General features: G+C 57.7%; 15 protein-coding genes. 12 read left to right on the top strand and 3 right to left on the bottom strand.

Going from position 1 to position 15,670, the window contains the following annotated elements; genetic code table 11:
* Window positions 1-2: 2 nt before the first annotated feature.
* Window positions 3-1,154 carry an FIST C-terminal domain-containing protein gene (locus HQL63_05025; protein ID MBF0176196.1) on the bottom strand — a complete coding sequence of 384 codons (1,152 nt, stop codon included), beginning with the start codon at window positions 1,152-1,154 and terminating at the stop codon, window positions 3-5.
* A gap of 464 nt (window positions 1,155-1,618) precedes the next feature.
* On the opposite strand from HQL63_05025, the gene HQL63_05020 reads away from it, so the two are divergent.
* The 11 genes from HQL63_05020 (at window position 1,619) to HQL63_04970 (ending at window position 12,788) form a co-directional block, all read left to right on the top strand.
* Window positions 1,619-1,933, top strand: coding sequence for a hypothetical protein (locus HQL63_05020; protein MBF0176195.1), 315 nt, complete (start codon window positions 1,619-1,621; stop codon window positions 1,931-1,933).
* A gap of 99 nt (window positions 1,934-2,032) precedes the next feature.
* Entirely contained in the window at window positions 2,033-2,473 is a 441-nt protein-coding gene (locus HQL63_05015) for a hypothetical protein (protein ID MBF0176194.1), read from the top strand.
* Window positions 2,470-4,026, top strand: coding sequence for a DUF4384 domain-containing protein (locus tag HQL63_05010; protein ID MBF0176193.1), 1,557 nt, complete (start codon window positions 2,470-2,472; stop codon window positions 4,024-4,026). Before HQL63_05015 ends, HQL63_05010 begins: the two co-directional genes overlap by 4 nt.
* 62 nt (window positions 4,027-4,088) lie before the next feature.
* The gene (locus HQL63_05005; protein MBF0176192.1) at window positions 4,089-4,724 is read left to right on the top strand and encodes a tetratricopeptide repeat protein; all 636 of its coding nucleotides are present in this window, start codon (window positions 4,089-4,091) and stop codon (window positions 4,722-4,724) included.
* A gap of 37 nt (window positions 4,725-4,761) precedes the next feature.
* Window positions 4,762-5,103, top strand: a complete 342-nt coding sequence (locus HQL63_05000) for a hypothetical protein (GenBank protein MBF0176191.1) — start codon at window positions 4,762-4,764, stop codon at window positions 5,101-5,103.
* A gap of 180 nt (window positions 5,104-5,283) precedes the next feature.
* Entirely contained in the window at window positions 5,284-6,138 is an 855-nt protein-coding gene (locus HQL63_04995) for a DUF2807 domain-containing protein (protein ID MBF0176190.1), read from the top strand.
* Window positions 6,139-6,235: 97 nt separating this feature from the next.
* Complete coding sequence (locus HQL63_04990; GenBank protein MBF0176189.1) at window positions 6,236-6,961, top strand: OmpA family protein; 726 nt, start codon at window positions 6,236-6,238, stop codon at window positions 6,959-6,961.
* Window positions 6,962-6,973: 12 nt separating this feature from the next.
* On the top strand, window positions 6,974-8,473 hold the full coding sequence (locus HQL63_04985; GenBank protein MBF0176188.1) for a B12-binding domain-containing radical SAM protein: 1,500 nt from the start codon (window positions 6,974-6,976) through the stop codon (window positions 8,471-8,473).
* 3 nt (window positions 8,474-8,476) lie between these two features.
* Complete coding sequence (locus HQL63_04980) at window positions 8,477-9,682, top strand: molybdopterin molybdotransferase MoeA (protein ID MBF0176187.1); 1,206 nt, start codon at window positions 8,477-8,479, stop codon at window positions 9,680-9,682.
* A complete protein-coding gene (gene hypF, locus HQL63_04975) occupies window positions 9,675-11,990 on the top strand; it encodes a carbamoyltransferase HypF (GenBank protein MBF0176186.1) in 2,316 nt (771 codons plus the stop codon). Before HQL63_04980 ends, hypF begins: the two co-directional genes overlap by 8 nt.
* A 54-nt stretch (window positions 11,991-12,044) precedes the next feature.
* On the top strand, window positions 12,045-12,788 hold the full coding sequence (locus HQL63_04970) for an isoprenylcysteine carboxylmethyltransferase family protein (protein ID MBF0176185.1): 744 nt from the start codon (window positions 12,045-12,047) through the stop codon (window positions 12,786-12,788).
* A gap of 74 nt (window positions 12,789-12,862) precedes the next feature.
* Here the strand turns inward: HQL63_04970 and HQL63_04965 are convergent, their stop codons facing one another.
* A complete protein-coding gene (locus HQL63_04965; protein MBF0176184.1) occupies window positions 12,863-13,660 on the bottom strand; it encodes a sulfite exporter TauE/SafE family protein in 798 nt (265 codons plus the stop codon).
* A gap of 28 nt (window positions 13,661-13,688) precedes the next feature.
* Entirely contained in the window at window positions 13,689-14,135 is a 447-nt protein-coding gene (locus HQL63_04960; GenBank protein MBF0176183.1) for a PilZ domain-containing protein, read from the bottom strand.
* A 419-nt stretch (window positions 14,136-14,554) separates the two neighbouring features.
* Between HQL63_04960 and HQL63_04955 the strand changes: the two genes are divergently transcribed.
* A complete protein-coding gene (locus tag HQL63_04955; protein ID MBF0176182.1) occupies window positions 14,555-15,664 on the top strand; it encodes an undecaprenyl-phosphate alpha-N-acetylglucosaminyl 1-phosphate transferase in 1,110 nt (369 codons plus the stop codon).
* Window positions 15,665-15,670: the final 6 nt, after the last annotated feature.

Raw genomic sequence — 15,670 nt, 5'->3', positions numbered from 1 at the left:
GCTCAGATCTCGGCAATCAGGGTGACGGTCATGGTTTGGTTGTGTAATTTGCAGGCCTTGGCGTTTTCCAGGGGGCACATTTCGCCGTAGGAGTAGAAGCCTGTGAAAACGAACTCCGAACCGACCTGGCCAACCACCTCGGCGATCTCGTCATCGACCTGATCGCCCATGACCAGTTTGCGGCCAACACAACTGACCAGGATCGCCAGACCCTGGCCCAGATGGTTGTTCAGATCCAGTTGCCCCACGCTTTTCTCAGCCGCCTGTCGCGCTCCAAGGATCAGCGCGTCCGTGCTGGCGTGCATCAGGCGCACATGGCCATTTTCTTCGACGGCCCCGGCCAGAGTAAGACTCCCCGAGGTTTCGTCGATACCGAGAATGGTGCGGATCAACCCCACGGATGCATGGTGTTCATCCAGAACCTCCAGGGGGAAGAGTAACCCGGATCCGGGTAGATCCTTGGCGTGGTCACCCAGGTAGCGCTTGTAGATGGCGAGCGCCGACTCACCGTCCAGTTTGTAAAGGATATTGCCCTGGGCATGGGTGATCTTGCGGGAAGGACCGAACGGTTCCCAGCCGCCAAAAGAGCCATGGCCCAGACGAACCCGCTTGCCGTACAGTCCGATGGCCACCACCTTCTGGTTGGAAGTGGTTGATCCTGATGCAACCCAGGTCTGCTTGAATGCTCCACCGTCGCCAGCCAATCCTCCGGAAACGGGTATCTGTGTTCCGATGCGAGCCGTCAACCCTTCGAGCAAATCGCTGCCGTTGATTTGCAGACCGACGCCGAACATCAGGACGCCGGCAAGACCCGGTCCAACCAGGGCATCGCCCAAAATTGTTCCTGTTGCCAATGAATCCTCCATCCGGGTGATCTCTGCATCCACGACGCGAACGGTGGTGTGGTCAAAGCGTATGGCGGTGATCAGGGCTGTGTTTTCCAACAGGCCACGTTGAGCAATCTCTCCGGCGGTCGAACAACCCGCCACAACGGCCTGGGGGAAGGTTTCCTGGATTGTCCGCAAGAGGTGTGGCGCCGAAAAATATTCGATCGAACCGAACACGAGCACCAGGTTGGCGTCTTTTTCCCGGGGATCTTCCGGATTGATGTGAGGGGAAGTTTCCGTCGTGAGCACATGTTGCCAGATTTGCATGGTTGCGTTCCTTGAGAGGTCCGGCGCGCTTCGGACCCAGATGATCCGAAAATATCCGGTGGCGTTGGGGTGTGGGTAAGATGAAGCGCAGGGAGTTTGGCGGCATATCGGATATGCCCGGAAATTTCAGATTGCCCAAGATCTTTTATGCAATTGATACCTCATAATATAAAGGGGTTTTGTGATCAAGGGCGGACAAAAATTGGCCAATGATTTTCCGAATAGTGAACCACTGAACCTTGATTGAATCGAGAAGGATGCAACCCGACAAGCCAAATTTTGTTTAATGGACCAAGTTGCGATTTTTATGAAGGCTTTATGAATAACAATCTTGTTGACAGGTGAGATGAGAATATGCTTGAATCCCCTCCGCCTGATCGAGGGTGGCCGGTCGCTGCCCGTGTGTCGGGTGGGGGTTATTCGATACTGTTTGTTACTATTCGTCATTGAAAGAGGAGTTTTCCATGAAAATGTTTCCCGCTGTTGTTTTGGCTGCGTCCCTTCTTGTCAGTGGCACCGTCATGGCCGAGAGCCTGAATGCCCAGCGTGAGGGTGGTGGTGGTGGCAAAGAGACCGTGATCCAGAACACGGACATCAAGACCCACGGCAAGACCGGGACCATCGAAGCCAAGGATAAGTCCGTGGTCAAGGCGGCTACCGTGGAAGTGGGTCGTGGCAACACCATTCAGAACAGCAAGATCAGCACCTCCGCCGACACCGGGACCATCAAGACCTCCGGCCAGGCCGAGGTCAATGCCGGCGGCGTGAACATTAAGTAAGTAGCGGGACAAGTTCGCGAGACGGACCGTTTGCCAGTGGGGGCCGCGCTGCTGCGCGGCGCGGCCCCGGTTTTTCGGGAGAGACGGGGAGGTGTGGTGATGCAGAGAATATTTGCTTTGACCTCGGGTGTCGTTGCTGTCACCCTCCTCGTAATGTGTCCGGCCTCCCAGGCTGGCGATCTGGTTGACGCGGTGGTCACCAAGAACCGCGAGAGATTTCAAAAAAATTCAGATGTTTATAAGGATAAGACGTATCGTTATTGCGATGACAAGGAGATTCAGGGGGAGATTCAAAAAACCCGGCAAAAAGGCTCCAATCAATTCGATTTATGCAGTGAAAGGGTTGACAAGAACTCCGATGTCAAAAAGGTGGTGACCGTTGTTGATACCCGGAAGGATATCAAGATCAACAGTATGCCGGGCAAAGTGTCGGAGCCGACGAAGGTCAACCTGGGAACCGTGGAGTACCAGGGCGGGGGTGTCATGCGGAACAAGGAACTCAAGAGTGTTGTGCGCGCAAAGGATATCGAGGTCAAATGAGAAACTCCCTGAAGTTGCTTTCGGCTCTTGTGGCGCTGGGTGGGGCTGGTCTTTATGGCTGTGTCTCGTCGGATCCGCCGGCCATCGACATGAAGGAAACCGAGGCGGTCGTGTCGCGGCAGACGGATCAGGATGAGGTGCTTTACGATTTTGGCAAATTGATTCGGGCCTATACCGGCAAGTCCGCTACCCACCCCTACTATTTGCAGATCAAGCCGATCACCAACGATACGGGTGGTGGCGCCGGGCTCCCCAGCGATATTACCCGCATGGTCTCGACCACCATTGACAAGATTGGTGCGCCGATGGTCAATGTCCCTTACGATCCGCAATACTTGAGCAATGAGATTGGTTTGCGCGGAGGCATACGGCTCGGCAACAAGATGCCCGATATCGTCATTGCCGGCGCGATCACGGAATTTGACAAGGATCTGGCCACCAAGGGGACATCCCAGCAGTTGGATCTCTCCGTTCCCCTGGGGCAATCCTCTGCCGATGCGTCAGCCGAAAAGCGCAGCGATGCCCAAGAGTCGCGCATGACCATCGACTTTGGTGTGCTGAGTTACGTCACGCAGACCTCCACGGGTGCGCACACATCCAATACCGTGTCGGTCAGGAAAGAGAACAAGACCTCGGGTTGGGCTTTCTCCATCTTCGGTACCGGTTTTGGCATGACGGGCAATGCCAGCCGCTCACAGGGTGTGCATGCAGCCATTCGCTCCCTCGTGGAGGTGAGCGTCGTGCAGTTGTTGGGGCGTGAGTTCCGTGTGCCGTATTGGCGCATGCTGAAGGGCGCTGAACCGGACCGGTTGCTGATTCGCACGATCAAGGAGGATATTGATGCGGCGGGTTCCGAGGTGATTGCCGATATGATCCTCGGAGCCAACGGCTACTTCCAGGATACCTACCCGCGCGACTCGGCCAAGGCGGTAGGGGCGATCAACAAGGTCTTTGCTTCTGCCAAGATCGATTATAACGCAACTTCCCTGGCGACGATCCCGACTCAGGCCCTGTTGGATGCCTGGATCCAGATGCCCATCACCGACAACATGGCCCGGCACTACGAGATTGCCAAGAGGGTGGCGAGCGCCCCCGCGCCCAAAGAGCCCGTAGCCAGCAAAGCTGCCGCGGTTCAGGCCCCATTGCGTCTGAATGTGTCTACGAGTCAGGGTCAGTATAAAGCCGGCGAAAGCATGGTGGTCACCCTGGATCTTTCCAACGGTGCGCATGTCTACTGCTTCTGGGATCAGGGAGGGAAAACGGTTTCCAGAATCCTGCCCAATCGTTTTCGCACCGAATCTCTGGTCAAATCGAGGCGCTTTGCCATACCCAGTGGGGATATGCGTTTCAGAATCCAGGTCGAGCACCCCGGCTCTGCGGACACTGTGGCCTGTTTTGCCTCCCAGGAGGATCTGGCAGACCGGTTGCCCAGTGCGGTCAAGTCTGTCGATCTGGAGGCGATCGAGGGCTATACCCTGGATAAGATCCGTTCCCTCTTTGCCGCTACGGACGCAGGGGTGGCTGAAGGACAGGTCAAAATCCAAGTCAAGTAGCCAAGGCGCGTGCGTTGACCTGCGGTGGTTTGCAGATATGGCCCTGACCGGGAGGGTAGGCTGTGGCGAATGTTGTGCGGAGCGTGTCGGGTGCCGTGGTGTTTTTGGTGGGGGGCTTTTGCCAGACAGCTTTGGCTCTTGATCCTTGCCAGGACGGGGTTCAGTCCCCTCGTTCGTTGTCGGCGGTCCAAAGCCGGCAAATGCTCAGGCAGGTTATGGACGGGTGCCCCAGTAACGAGGGGGCGCTGCTCCGTTCTGCCGATATGCTGATCAAAGACGGGGATTACGACAAAGCGAAGGAGGTTTTGACCCGCCTCTCCCGGGAGAGTGGCAATGTCCGCTACCAGGTGGATGCCTACGCCGGTCTGGCCAACATCGCCATGCGCGAGGGGAACAAGCGGGAAGCTGTCAAAAACTATGAAGAAGCACAGAGCGTCATCCAGAAGACCAAACAAAAGCTCGGTGATGGCCGCGTTCTTCACGAGTTGGATGAAACGCTCTCTGCGCTGACATCCCAGTTGGGTGGTGAACTTCGCAAAGAGGCCATGGACAAGTACCAGATCAAGGGAGATGCCCCAGTGCAGATCGGTGGGGCCCATGTCAGCCGGGATTCCCGGGTGACGACTGGCAGCCGAATCGGTTCCATGAAGGTGGAGGAGGGGGCCGGCGTGCAGAGTGGTGGTGTCGATTTGCGGTAGGGTCGGTTTGGCATCCTGATCGAAGCGGAGTCAAGTCATGGGCGCGGCTGTGTTGCATCTGACTGCTGTAAGGGTTCTCCCAGCTTTGGTTCTGTTGCTCGGTTTGGCCTCTTCGCCGCCGTGTGCGCTGGCCGGGATCAGTGGGGATATGGGGTTGGGCGTGGGCAAGGCGGATGCCAAGCCCTTTGCCGGGGGTTTCACGCTGACCTGCTGGCAACATGGAGCCAAGATTTTGGAACGCAAAAACCTTGCTGATCCCAAGGAGTATATTGTCGCTGGTCAAAGGCCGATCTCCTTCACGACGCGCAGCAAGAACGCCCTGCCGGTCGAGTTGTTTGTCCTGGGTGATGCCCTGTGCATGGTGCAAGGTGAGCCTTGAAGGGGGGGTGGGGCTCCCTGGCAGGTCCAGGAGAGATTCCTGGTGGGGTTCGGGGCGAAGCCCTGACAAAGGCTTTCATGTCCAGACTTTTCTTGCAAGGGTGGTGAGTGGTTACGTTTCCCGGTTCAGCGGTTTGGGTGGTTTTCGCTGCTGTCCCGGAGGTTGAGGTTCGGGTGGTTCATGAGCAGAACGCGCATTGGTCTGGGGTCGGTTTTTTTTGTCGTGCCGGCCATCTTGTGGAGCGGCGGGGTGTGTGCCGAGAGTCTGGAGCCCCTCTGGCGTGGACAAGTGGAAAAGGTTCGTTTGGATGGCATCTTGCACCCGATTCGGATCCATACCCATGACCAGCCACAGACGGTGCTTGGCGCTTCGGGTCCGTTGGGTAAGGATGCACTCGGTTTTCAGCAACAAGGAAAAGTGCTGAGTGTTCATGAAAAGTCCACGGGGACCGCATCATTCGGCAGTCATGTTTCCACATCATCATTCGGCAATCGTATTTCCACATCGGCGACGGTTGGTTCGATCACCCAGTCGTCCGGGTCTATCGAAATAGGCAGTGTGCGTGTGGACGGGGTTCGTGTGACAGATGGCGCCTCAAGTGGTCGCGAACCCGTGCGATTGGATCTTCTTCTATCCAAAAAGGTTGCTCTCGCTGTCACCGGAAGTTGCCAGCAGGTTGACATTGATGGCATGGCAGGTTTCCTGGATGTCGATGTGGGCGGAGCCTGCACCTTGAAAGCTGGTGATGTGGGTGCGGCCAGGTTGCGTGCCGATGGGGCCAGCAGTGTCGAGATTACCTCTGTTGCCGGCCAGTTGACCATCGTTGCGGCGGGTGCGTCGGATATCCAGGTCAAGGGGGGGGAGGTCGACCAGTTGCAGATCGATCTGACCGGGAGCGGCAATGTCTCCTTCGGTGGCGTCGCCCGCAAGGTGCGTGTATCGATGCAGGGTGTCGGCAGAGTGACCGTTGCCAAATCCCTCACTGAACCGGATATTCAAATCGACGGCGTTGGGGATGTCTCCGTCGGTCGTTGAAAAAACGTTTCCATGGTTTTTTTGGTGAGTCTGATATCTTCCTCCCCGGTTTGGGAGGTGTGTTCGTGAAGGGATGTTGAGTCAGGGGGGTTGTGACATGTTCAAAGCAGTTTGCCTACCGAAGGTGCGTGCCGTGGTATGGGGTGGGGCGTTGATTGTCGCGGCGGCTTCGGTCTGCATATGTGGCAATCGGGCTCTGGCCGGCGATGTCGTTTCCTTGCAAGGCAAGGAACCCAGTGCAACGGATATTGTCGAGGGTCTGTTGGGGGCCGGTAGCCGGGAAAATGGGGCGGGAGAGGGTAAGGTCGGGAGTCGTCCCAAGGTCAAGACCCGGGGCATCGTTTTTGACGGCGCTGGCGCCTCCCCTCCGAAGGCTGAGCACAAGGCGGTTTCCGAATCTGCCGGCAAGGCCGCAGCCAAGGCGGCGGATCAGGAAGATCGTGCTTCGACACACTCCGCTACAGGTGGCGAATGCCCCAAGGGGAATGCGGTGGCATTGTCCGTTCCTTTTGAGTTCAACTCCTACCAGTTGAGCGCAGATGCCTCCAAGACCCTGAAAAATGTCGCCGAGGCCATGAACAGCGACCAATTGGCTCATTGCCGCTTTGCCATCGAAGGTCACACGGATGCGTCCGGCAGCCAGGAGTACAATTTGCGGCTCTCGGCAGCCCGCGCCAAGGCCGTGCGGGATTTTCTGGCCGAAAATGTGCCCGCGCAGCGCATGTCCGTGGTGGGCAAAGGCCCCAGGGAGCTTCTGAATCCCGATGATCCAACCGGCGCGGACAATCGGCGCGTTCAATTCAGATTGACCGGATCGATGTAGCCGTTCCGACCCGTGAAGATAGCTCTGATCATCCCCAGGAGTTATGCCGGCCCCGAGAGAAGTTTCTATGACTATCGGTTCTACACGGAGTTTTTGTTCACCCGGAAACATTTCTCCTACCTGCTGGCCATACCCACCCTGGCTGCCTTGACGCCCAAAAACCACACCGTGCGCATCTTCGATGAGCATTTGGAAGATATCGATTTTTCCTGGGTTCCGGATTTGGTTGGGATCAGCGCCCGGACCATGTTTGCCAAACGGGCGTATGAGATATCCGCCATGTATCGGCAACGGGGGGTCAAGACGGTCCTGGGTGGGATACACCCTTCCATGTGCATGGAAGAGTCCCTGGCCCACTGCGATACGGTGGTTTCCGGCGAGGCGGAACAAATTTGGCCGGTCGTTCTCCAGGATGCCGAGAAGGGGGTCTTGCAACGGAGTTATCAGGCCGATACCCTTGTCGATCTGAAGCGATATCCCCTGCCTGATCGTCAGGGACTCAGCCATTGCAACTATCTGCTGGATGTCATTCAAACCACCAAGGGGTGCCCATTCCGTTGTGAGTTCTGTTCCGTATATGCCTACGATGGCAACCGGGTACGACACAAATCCGTGGAACAGGTCCTGGATGAAATTCACGCTGTGGGTCGGACTGAACATGGCTTCGATAAAAAGAAGTCCATCTTTTTCGCCGATGACAACATCATCGCGAACAAAAAATTTGCCCTGGAGTTGTTTCAGGCCATCAAGCCGCTCAATCTCAGTTGGTCTTGTCAGGCCTCTGTCAATCTGGCCAAGGACGACGTTCTGTTGCAGGCCATGCGGGAGAGTGGTTGTGGCGCCGTCCTGATTGGTCTGGAGTCCATCGACGCGCATAATCTGGCACAGATGAACAAGGATGTGAATCTCAAGTATGACTATGCAACCGCCATCGCCAGGATCCAGGCGACAGGCATTCTGGTGCATGCCTCGTTCATCGTCGGTTATGACGGGGATACCCAGGCCAGTTTTGACCACCTGGCTGATTTTATCGCGGAGACCAACCTGTTGGGTCCGGTCATCAACATCCTCACTCCTTTCCCGGGTACTCCACTTTTCGAACGCATGAAAAAAGAGGGCCGGATTCTGCACGAGGATTGGAATCGATATGACTCCAACCACGTTGTTTTCAAGCCATCTCCCATGACGCCGGAGGCCCTGCTGACCGGCCATCGCCGTTTGATTCGCAAAGTTTACTCTTTCCCTGCCATCTGGAAACGTCTCAATCACTACTGGGAGCGGGATTTTTGGGCGCACTCCAACCGGCACGACCCGGTCAAGCTGAAGTATCGCCTGCTTTTTGCCTTGCGGTTGCTGACGTTCCTGTTTTCCACCAATCTCCCGCGCAGTCGATTCATTCTCAGACTATTGCCAAAAATGTTTGACAGTCGTGTTCGCATCTCAACGATTTTACCGCTGCTGGCCTTCAACGCTTATGCGTACCAGGAGGTCACGGATACCGGGGAAGGATAAAACATGATCTCGTTTGCAGAGGCCCGGGAACGGGTCATGGCAGGTGTGGCCCCGATCACCCGGACAGAACGGATTGATGTGTGGGCTGGTTTGGGGCGGGTTCTGGCCACGTCGATTCTGGCCACCCTCGATGTTCCCAATCATGACAACAGCGCCATGGATGGCTATGGCGTGCGCCTGGCGGATTTGTCGCCAACCGATGAAACGACCCTGACAGTTGTCGCCGACCTGCCTGCCGGAAACCGCCTCAATCGCCCCCTGGCATCCGGGGAGGCGGTGCGTATCATGACAGGCGCACCCATACCGGGCGGTTGTGACTGTGTCGTCATGCAGGAAGAGACGCGCCGGGAGGCCGACCGGGTCACGATACCCGCTGGCCAACGTGCCGGCCAAAACCTGCGCCGGGCTGGAGAGGATATTCGTGCCGGCACGCAGGTTTTCCCCCAGGGACGCAGGCTCACCCCGGCTGATCTGGGACTGCTGACCTCCCTGGGCTTTGCCCATATCATGGTCATGTCACGCCTGCGGGTGGCTTTGCTCTCCACCGGCAACGAGATCCAGGCGGTTGGCGCCCCATTGGCGCCGGGCCACGTCTACGACAGCAATCGAACCACTTTGAGGGCCTCCCTGGAGGCCATGGGTATCACGGTGATCGATCTGGGTCTGGTCCGGGATGACCGTGAACAGATCCGGGCCGCGCTGCGGAAAGGTTCCACCTCTGCCGATGCGGTCATCACCACGGGTGGGGTTTCCGTTGGTGACTATGATTTGGTCAAGGAAATTCTTGCCAAGGAGGGGGTCATCGATTTTTGGAAGGTGGGCATGAAACCAGGCAAACCTCAGGCCTATGGCCGCCTGGGCAAGGCGGCTTTTTTCGGCCTGCCGGGCAATCCGGTCTCCTGCCTGGCGGTTTTTCTGCTCTTGGTGCGGCCTGCTTTGCTGCGCATGATGGGGGCTGCACCGGAGCCTGATCGTTGTCTGCAACTGCCTTTGCGGGGACGCTTGGTCAAAAAACACACCCGCATGGACTTTCAACGGGGTGTGGTCCACTTTGCTGCCGACGGCGCCTGGGTGGAGAGCACGGGGGCCCAGGGGTCTGGCATGCTGACCAGCATGAGCCGGGCCAATGCCTTCATCGTATTGCCGCCATCCCCCCTGGAGATGAATATGGGAGACATTGCTGAGGTTTGGCTCATCGATTATGCCTGATGAAAAGCCCCTCCTGTTGGCTCGGCACCTGACCTTGACCGGTCAGGTACAGGGCGTCGGGTTTCGTCCGTTCGTCTTTCGCCTGGCCAGGGAGTGGGCGCTGTCGGGCTGGGTTCGCAACACGGGTTCCCGGGTGGAGATCAGGGTGCAAGGTCGGCCTGAGGCTCTGGAAGGTTTTATCCGGGATCTTTTGACACGCCATCCCCCTCTGGCCCGTCCCGGTTTGGAGAAGGTTGCCGAGGCGTTGCCCCAGGATGCACCTGGATTTGTCATCCTCCCCAGCCAGGAGAAGGGAGATACCTGGCCATGCATCCCTCCCGATCAATCCCTCTGTTCCGCTTGCCGCGAGGAGATGGCGGATCCCCAGGCACGCCGTTACCATTACCCCTTCACCAACTGCACCCAATGTGGCCCGCGCTATACCATCATGGACCGGTTGCCTTATGATCGGAACAACACCGCCATGGCCGGTTTTCCATTGTGTGAACCCTGTCGCGCCGAGTTTGACAATCCCCTGGACCGGCGTTTTCATGCCCAGCCCCTGGCTTGTCCGGATTGTGGCCCCCGCTTGACCTATCACGCAACCGGTTGCATCGTTCAAGGTTCGGACCCAGCGCTGGATGCTTGCCTCGCAGCCTTTGCGCGGGGGGAGATCGTGGCGGTCAAGGGGGTCGGCGGGTACCACTTGATGGGGGATGCGGGCCGACGGGAAACGATAGCGCGCCTTCGGGAAAAAAAGCCCCGACCTGACAAACCCCTGGCAGTGATGGTTCCTGAAGCGGGCTGCGATGGTCTGGATCTTGTGCGCAGCGTCGTCACGCTGGAGCTGGCCCATGCGGCGATGTTGACCGATCCGGCTCGTCCCATCGTTCTTCTCCCCCGTTGCGCGGATTCCCTGCTCCCGCTGGAGGTTGCCCCGGGCCTGAACGAGGTGGGCGTCATGCTCCCCTACAGTCCATTGCACCACCTCTTGACGCAAAAATTTGGCAGGCCGCTATTGGCGACCTCGGCCAATTTGCGTGGCGACCCTGTACTGACCCGGGCAGAGGAGGTGGAGGAGCGCCTGGCCCAGGTCGCCGACGGCTTTTTGCACCATGATCGTCCCATTCGCCGTCCGGCAGATGACTCGGTGTTTCGGGTGATCGCCGGGCAGGCCCGATTGATCAGGGGAGGGAGAGGCCTGGCGCCCCAGGAGTATTCGCTTCCGTTTGCTCTGGAAGAGCCCATTCTGGCGACCGGCAGCCAGATGAAAAACACGATTGCCCTGGCCTGGGAGAAGCGGGTGGTCATGTCGCCACATATCGGAGATTTACAATCACCGCGTGCGCTGGACATGTTTCAACAGGTGATCGGGGATCTGCAAACCCTTTACGGGGTGACGCCCCGGGGTTTGGTGGTGGATCTGCACCCTGAATATCAGGCGGTCCAATGGGCGGAGCGGCAACGATTGCCTGTATACCAGGTCCAGCACCATGTGGCGCACGCATCCTCCCTGCTGGGGGAGGTGGAGAATCAAACCGAGCCGACCCTGGTTTTTACCTGGGATGGCCTGGGTTTGGGCTTCGACGGCTCCTTTTGGGGGGGGGAGGCCTTGTTGGGAACGCCCGGCAACTGGCAGCGCGTGGCGACCATGCGCACATTCTCCCTGCCTGGCGGAGATCGGGTGACACGCGAGATTTGGCGGTCAGCAGCCGGATTGTGCTGGGAGTGCGGTTTGTCGTGGCGTCCTCCCCAGCCTGAATGGGGTCTGGTCAGACAAGCCTGGGAAAGGAGAATCAACACCTTGCCCACCCATGCAGTGGGCAGGTTGTTCGATGCAGCGGCGGCGTTGATCCTCGGACGGATGGTGGCTACCTACGAGGGGCAGGCAGCCATGGAGTTGGAAGCCGTGGCAGGTCATACCCGAACCGAGGCCATGGCGCTTCCCTACCGTTTTTTGCCGCAACGGCTCCTGGAACTGGACTGGGAGCCCTTGCTGCACTCCCTTTATCGATCCCGGGAGTCTCCCGACGTTCAGGCGGCCCGGTTTCATGCCTCATTGGCCTTTGCCATCCTGCACACGGCCTGCACGGTGCGGGAGCAAACGGGTGTCAGTCGGGTTGGACTGACAGGTGGGGTGTTCCAGAATCGCCTGTTGACCGAATCCGCCATCGCCCTCTTGGCGGAAAATCGTTTCTCCACCTTGTTGCACACCCAATTTCCCGGTAATGATGGCGGCATAGCCTTTGGTCAGATCGTCGAGGCAGCGGCGAGACATCGCGCAACCATCCGACATTCCCGGCAGCCTTCCAAAGTTGGGGTATCATAAGACATGCGTTTGCTTCATTTCCGGCAGCCTTCCAAAGTTGGGGTATCATAGAACATGCGCCTGCTTCATTTTATTTTTGGTTTGATGGCCTATGCCGCCTTCAATGCGGTCTTTGTCTATCTTGCCGGTTTCCTGGCCAATGTGTATGTACCCAAGTCGATTGATTTTCCCCAGGTAGGGGTTCCGCTGTTCCAATCTTTGGGGATCGATACCCTCCTGATGCTCCTTTTCGCCGTTCATCACAGCGTGGCTTCCCGACCCTTTTTCAAGGCATGGCTCACCAGGCATGTTCCCGCCCACCTGGAACGCAGCGTCTATGTCCTGGTCGCATCGTTGTTGCTGGCGTTGATCATGGGATTGTGGCAGCCTATTCTGGGGGAGTTGTGGCGCGTGGAGAATGTGGCCGGTGTCTGGATGATCCAGATGGTGTTCATCGTGGCCCTTTTGTCTCCCTTGGCGGCGTCGTTTCAGATCGATCACTACGATCTGTTCGGCATGCGGCAGGTGTATTGTCATATGCGGGGTCTTCCTTATGCCCCACCCCGGTTTGATGAAAGGGGGATGTACAAGGTCGTCCGCCACCCGATCATGGTTGGCACCATGGTGGCGTTTTGGGCGGTTCCTGTCATGACATGGGGCCATTTTTTATGGGCGGCTTTCATGAGCGCCTATATCTTCATCGGCATTTTCCTGGAAGAGCGCGACATGTTGACCACTCTGGGAGAACCCTATGGGCTTTACCGCAAGCGGGTGCCCATGCTCGTGCCCTTGATCAGGCGGTCCGTCGAAGAACGGTAAAGGATGGTGAATGGTTGCGCTGAGCTTTTCTTGGAGGGATGCTGCATGGTTATCAGCACCTTTTGGGGGACGTTCTATACCAGAAGCATGCGCCCACCCAGCATCAGGAGCAGGGTGGCGAAAAGGCGTCGCAACAGCAGGGGGGGGATGCTATGCGCCCAGCGTGCGCCCAGGGGAGCGGAAAAGACACTGGAGAGGGCCACGGCCAGGAGCGCGGAGAGGTGAACGTAACCCAGGCTCATGGAAGGTAGAAGGGGGTTTCCCCACCCCGTGATGACATAGCCTGTGGCGCCAGCGATCGCGATGGGCATGCCAATGGCCGCCGAGGTGGCCACGGCTTGCCGCATGGTCACATTGCACCAGACCATGAAGGGCACCGAAAGACTTCCTCCACCGATTCCCATCAAAGCGGATACGAAGCCGACACCGCTGCCGACCATGGCCATGCCTGCGGTGCGCGGCAGGGTCCGATTGGCCGCAGGGGGGCGGCCAAAGGCCAGATAAAAGGCCAGGCTCAAGGCGAAAAGGCCAAAAATTTTTTTCAGAACGGTACCGGACAGGTGGTCCGCCAAACCCGACCCGAGCAGCGTGCCAAACAAAATGCTTGGGGTGATGCGCCAAACAATGGGCCACTCCACCGCTCCCCGACGGTGATGGGCGCGCACCGATGCCAGCGCCGTGATCACGATGATGGCCAGGGAGGTTCCCAAGGCCATGTGCATGGAAACCGTCGCTGCAACCCCCTGTGTTTCCAGGGAGAAGAGCAAAACAGGCACCAGAACGATGCCCCCACCCACACCCAGCAGGCCGGCCAAAACACCCGAGACGGCACCCAACACGGCGTACATGAGAAACAAATGTACCTGCTCCATGGCACCTCGGAAAATTAAATGGGGAGCATCAGTGGGTTGGATTGGACTTTTTGATGCTGCGCAGGGCCTCGACGGCGATGGCCTGACCAAAAAGGGCCTCTTTACCGAGCAGGTTGAGGAAAATATGGGTGGGGGTGATCCGAACAGTACGACAGCGGAAGGTCATGGGGCCGTCACCCAGGGCAATGACAAACGACCCCTCGATTCCGATGGGAATGGGGGGAATGGTCCGAGAGGGACGAAACTTGGCGCCACCAAGGCTGACATCTTCGGTAACCCCGGTGAGTGGAAGAAATTCCCGCAAATCCAGGGTCAAGGTTGCCCGGATTGAAAAGGTTGATCGCTCCCACTGCCGGCGGGATTTGTCCGCAGCGTCACGGGTCGGGTCGGCAATCTCCACCCCGCTTTTGCCCCCCACGGGGGTTGCCGCCGCAGAATTCCCGAAAGCCGGCTTTCTTGGGTGCTGATTGGCCATGGCAAGAGATCAATCTCAATAAAATGCTGTTACCGAAAAATAATGGATGGGGATATTCGAGTCCCCCAACCGGGCCAGTGTATACCAACATAAACCTGTGACAAGGAAAATGGATGATTTCTTGCACCCGATTTGCGTTGACTTGGTGAGACAGTTAAGATCCGTGGCTCTGGGGATGGCGGTCGATTGACGCTTCGCAAGCGAAGAGGTGACTTTTGCGTCATGCCTTGTCCTATGCGTGCATCATCTGGTTAACTGGGAACTTGCCATGCGGGTTGTTCGTGTTGCCCGATCTTTCCATCGGGCAGTGGTCTATGTGCCCCGCTGGGCGGTTTTCTGGATGGTTTTTGCTTTCCGAGCGGTGAGGGTGTGGTCGTTTTGGAATCAGAGGGGGGTATGTTGGGAAGTAGCAGGAAATCATGCCAGGGGAGGCAGGTCTGGTGCGGATGATGGCGTGGAGTTCTTTGGTCGGCCTGTTGTCGGGTGGGGCAGTGACCTGCGTGGTGCTATGGATGGGCCGCTCTTTGGCTCATCGTATCGGTCTCGTCGACCATCCGGATACGCGCAAGGTACACATCGGCGACAAGCCCCTGATCGGGGGGGCTGGGATGTTCCTTGGACTTCTGGTCGCTTTTTTTCTTCTTGATCTGGACATTCCGGAGCTGCACCACCTGCGTCTGGCGATTGCCATTCTGGTGCTCGTGGGGGTTCTGGACGATTATCTGAATCTGAGTGTGGCCCTGCGGTTCGTTGTTCACATCACGGTGGCTGTCATCATGGCCTGGTGGGGTGGCGTGGGGATCTACTACCTGGGCGACCTTTTTGCCCTGGGCCCGATCTATCTGGGTAACTGGATGGTCATCTTTACAGTGATTTGCGTCGTTGGGGTGATCAATGCCGTGAATATGGCCGATGGTTTGGATGGCCTGGGAGGGGGACTTGGGTTGGTCACCTTCACCCTGATCGTCCTGCTCTCGCTGGAAGCGGGTCTCTGGAATGTGGCGGTGCTGGCCGCTGCCTTCATCGTGGTGCTTCTGCCTTTTTTGGGTTTCAACGTGCGTTGGTTTGGCCGTCCTGCCTCCCTGTTTATGGGCAATGCCGGGAGCACGTTTCTCGGTTTCTCCCTGGCCTGGTTTATGGTCTATCTGACCCAGGGAGACCACCACGTTTTGCGGCCAGTCACGGCCATATGGCTGATCGCAGTGCCACTCATCGATATGTTCAGCGTCTTGTTGCGGCGGATTCTGCAAAAACGCCCCCCTTTTGCTCCGGATCGCAAACACTTTCATCACCTCCTTTTGCATCTGGGGTGGTCGGTCAACCGCACCATGCTCTTTCTGACAGGGCTTTCCCTGCTCTGCGGTGTGGTGGGCATTTTGGGAGAGCGGTTGAATATTCCGGAATATGTCATGTTTGCCGGCATTCTGATGGTTTTTTTTGGGTATTTTTGGGGGAGTACCCGTCTTTGGTCGGTTGCACCGGCACATTCCGGGTCTGCCGAGGCGATTGAACCCAAAGTTGGTGTTTGATTGCCT

The organism is Magnetococcales bacterium (assembly GCA_015231175.1).
Lineage (GTDB): Bacteria > Pseudomonadota > Magnetococcia > Magnetococcales > DC0425bin3 > HA3dbin3.
This window is presented reverse-complemented; position numbering and strand designations above follow the sequence as displayed.

Coding starts and splice junctions, on each gene's coding strand:
- HQL63_05025 (MBF0176196.1), bottom strand. CDS start 1,154: ATGCAAATCTGGCAACATGTGCTCACGACGGAAACTTCCCCTCACATC.
- HQL63_05020 (MBF0176195.1), top strand. CDS start 1,619: ATGAAAATGTTTCCCGCTGTTGTTTTGGCTGCGTCCCTTCTTGTCAGT.
- HQL63_05015 (MBF0176194.1), top strand. CDS start 2,033: ATGCAGAGAATATTTGCTTTGACCTCGGGTGTCGTTGCTGTCACCCTC.
- HQL63_05010 (MBF0176193.1), top strand. CDS start 2,470: ATGAGAAACTCCCTGAAGTTGCTTTCGGCTCTTGTGGCGCTGGGTGGG.
- HQL63_05000 (MBF0176191.1), top strand. CDS start 4,762: ATGGGCGCGGCTGTGTTGCATCTGACTGCTGTAAGGGTTCTCCCAGCT.
- HQL63_04995 (MBF0176190.1), top strand. CDS start 5,284: ATGAGCAGAACGCGCATTGGTCTGGGGTCGGTTTTTTTTGTCGTGCCG.
- HQL63_04990 (MBF0176189.1), top strand. CDS start 6,236: ATGTTCAAAGCAGTTTGCCTACCGAAGGTGCGTGCCGTGGTATGGGGT.
- HQL63_04980 (MBF0176187.1), top strand. CDS start 8,477: ATGATCTCGTTTGCAGAGGCCCGGGAACGGGTCATGGCAGGTGTGGCC.
- hypF (MBF0176186.1), top strand. CDS start 9,675: ATGCCTGATGAAAAGCCCCTCCTGTTGGCTCGGCACCTGACCTTGACC.
- HQL63_04970 (MBF0176185.1), top strand. CDS start 12,045: ATGCGCCTGCTTCATTTTATTTTTGGTTTGATGGCCTATGCCGCCTTC.
- HQL63_04965 (MBF0176184.1), bottom strand. CDS start 13,660: ATGGAGCAGGTACATTTGTTTCTCATGTACGCCGTGTTGGGTGCCGTC.
- HQL63_04960 (MBF0176183.1), bottom strand. CDS start 14,135: ATGGCCAATCAGCACCCAAGAAAGCCGGCTTTCGGGAATTCTGCGGCG.
- HQL63_04955 (MBF0176182.1), top strand. CDS start 14,555: ATGCCAGGGGAGGCAGGTCTGGTGCGGATGATGGCGTGGAGTTCTTTG.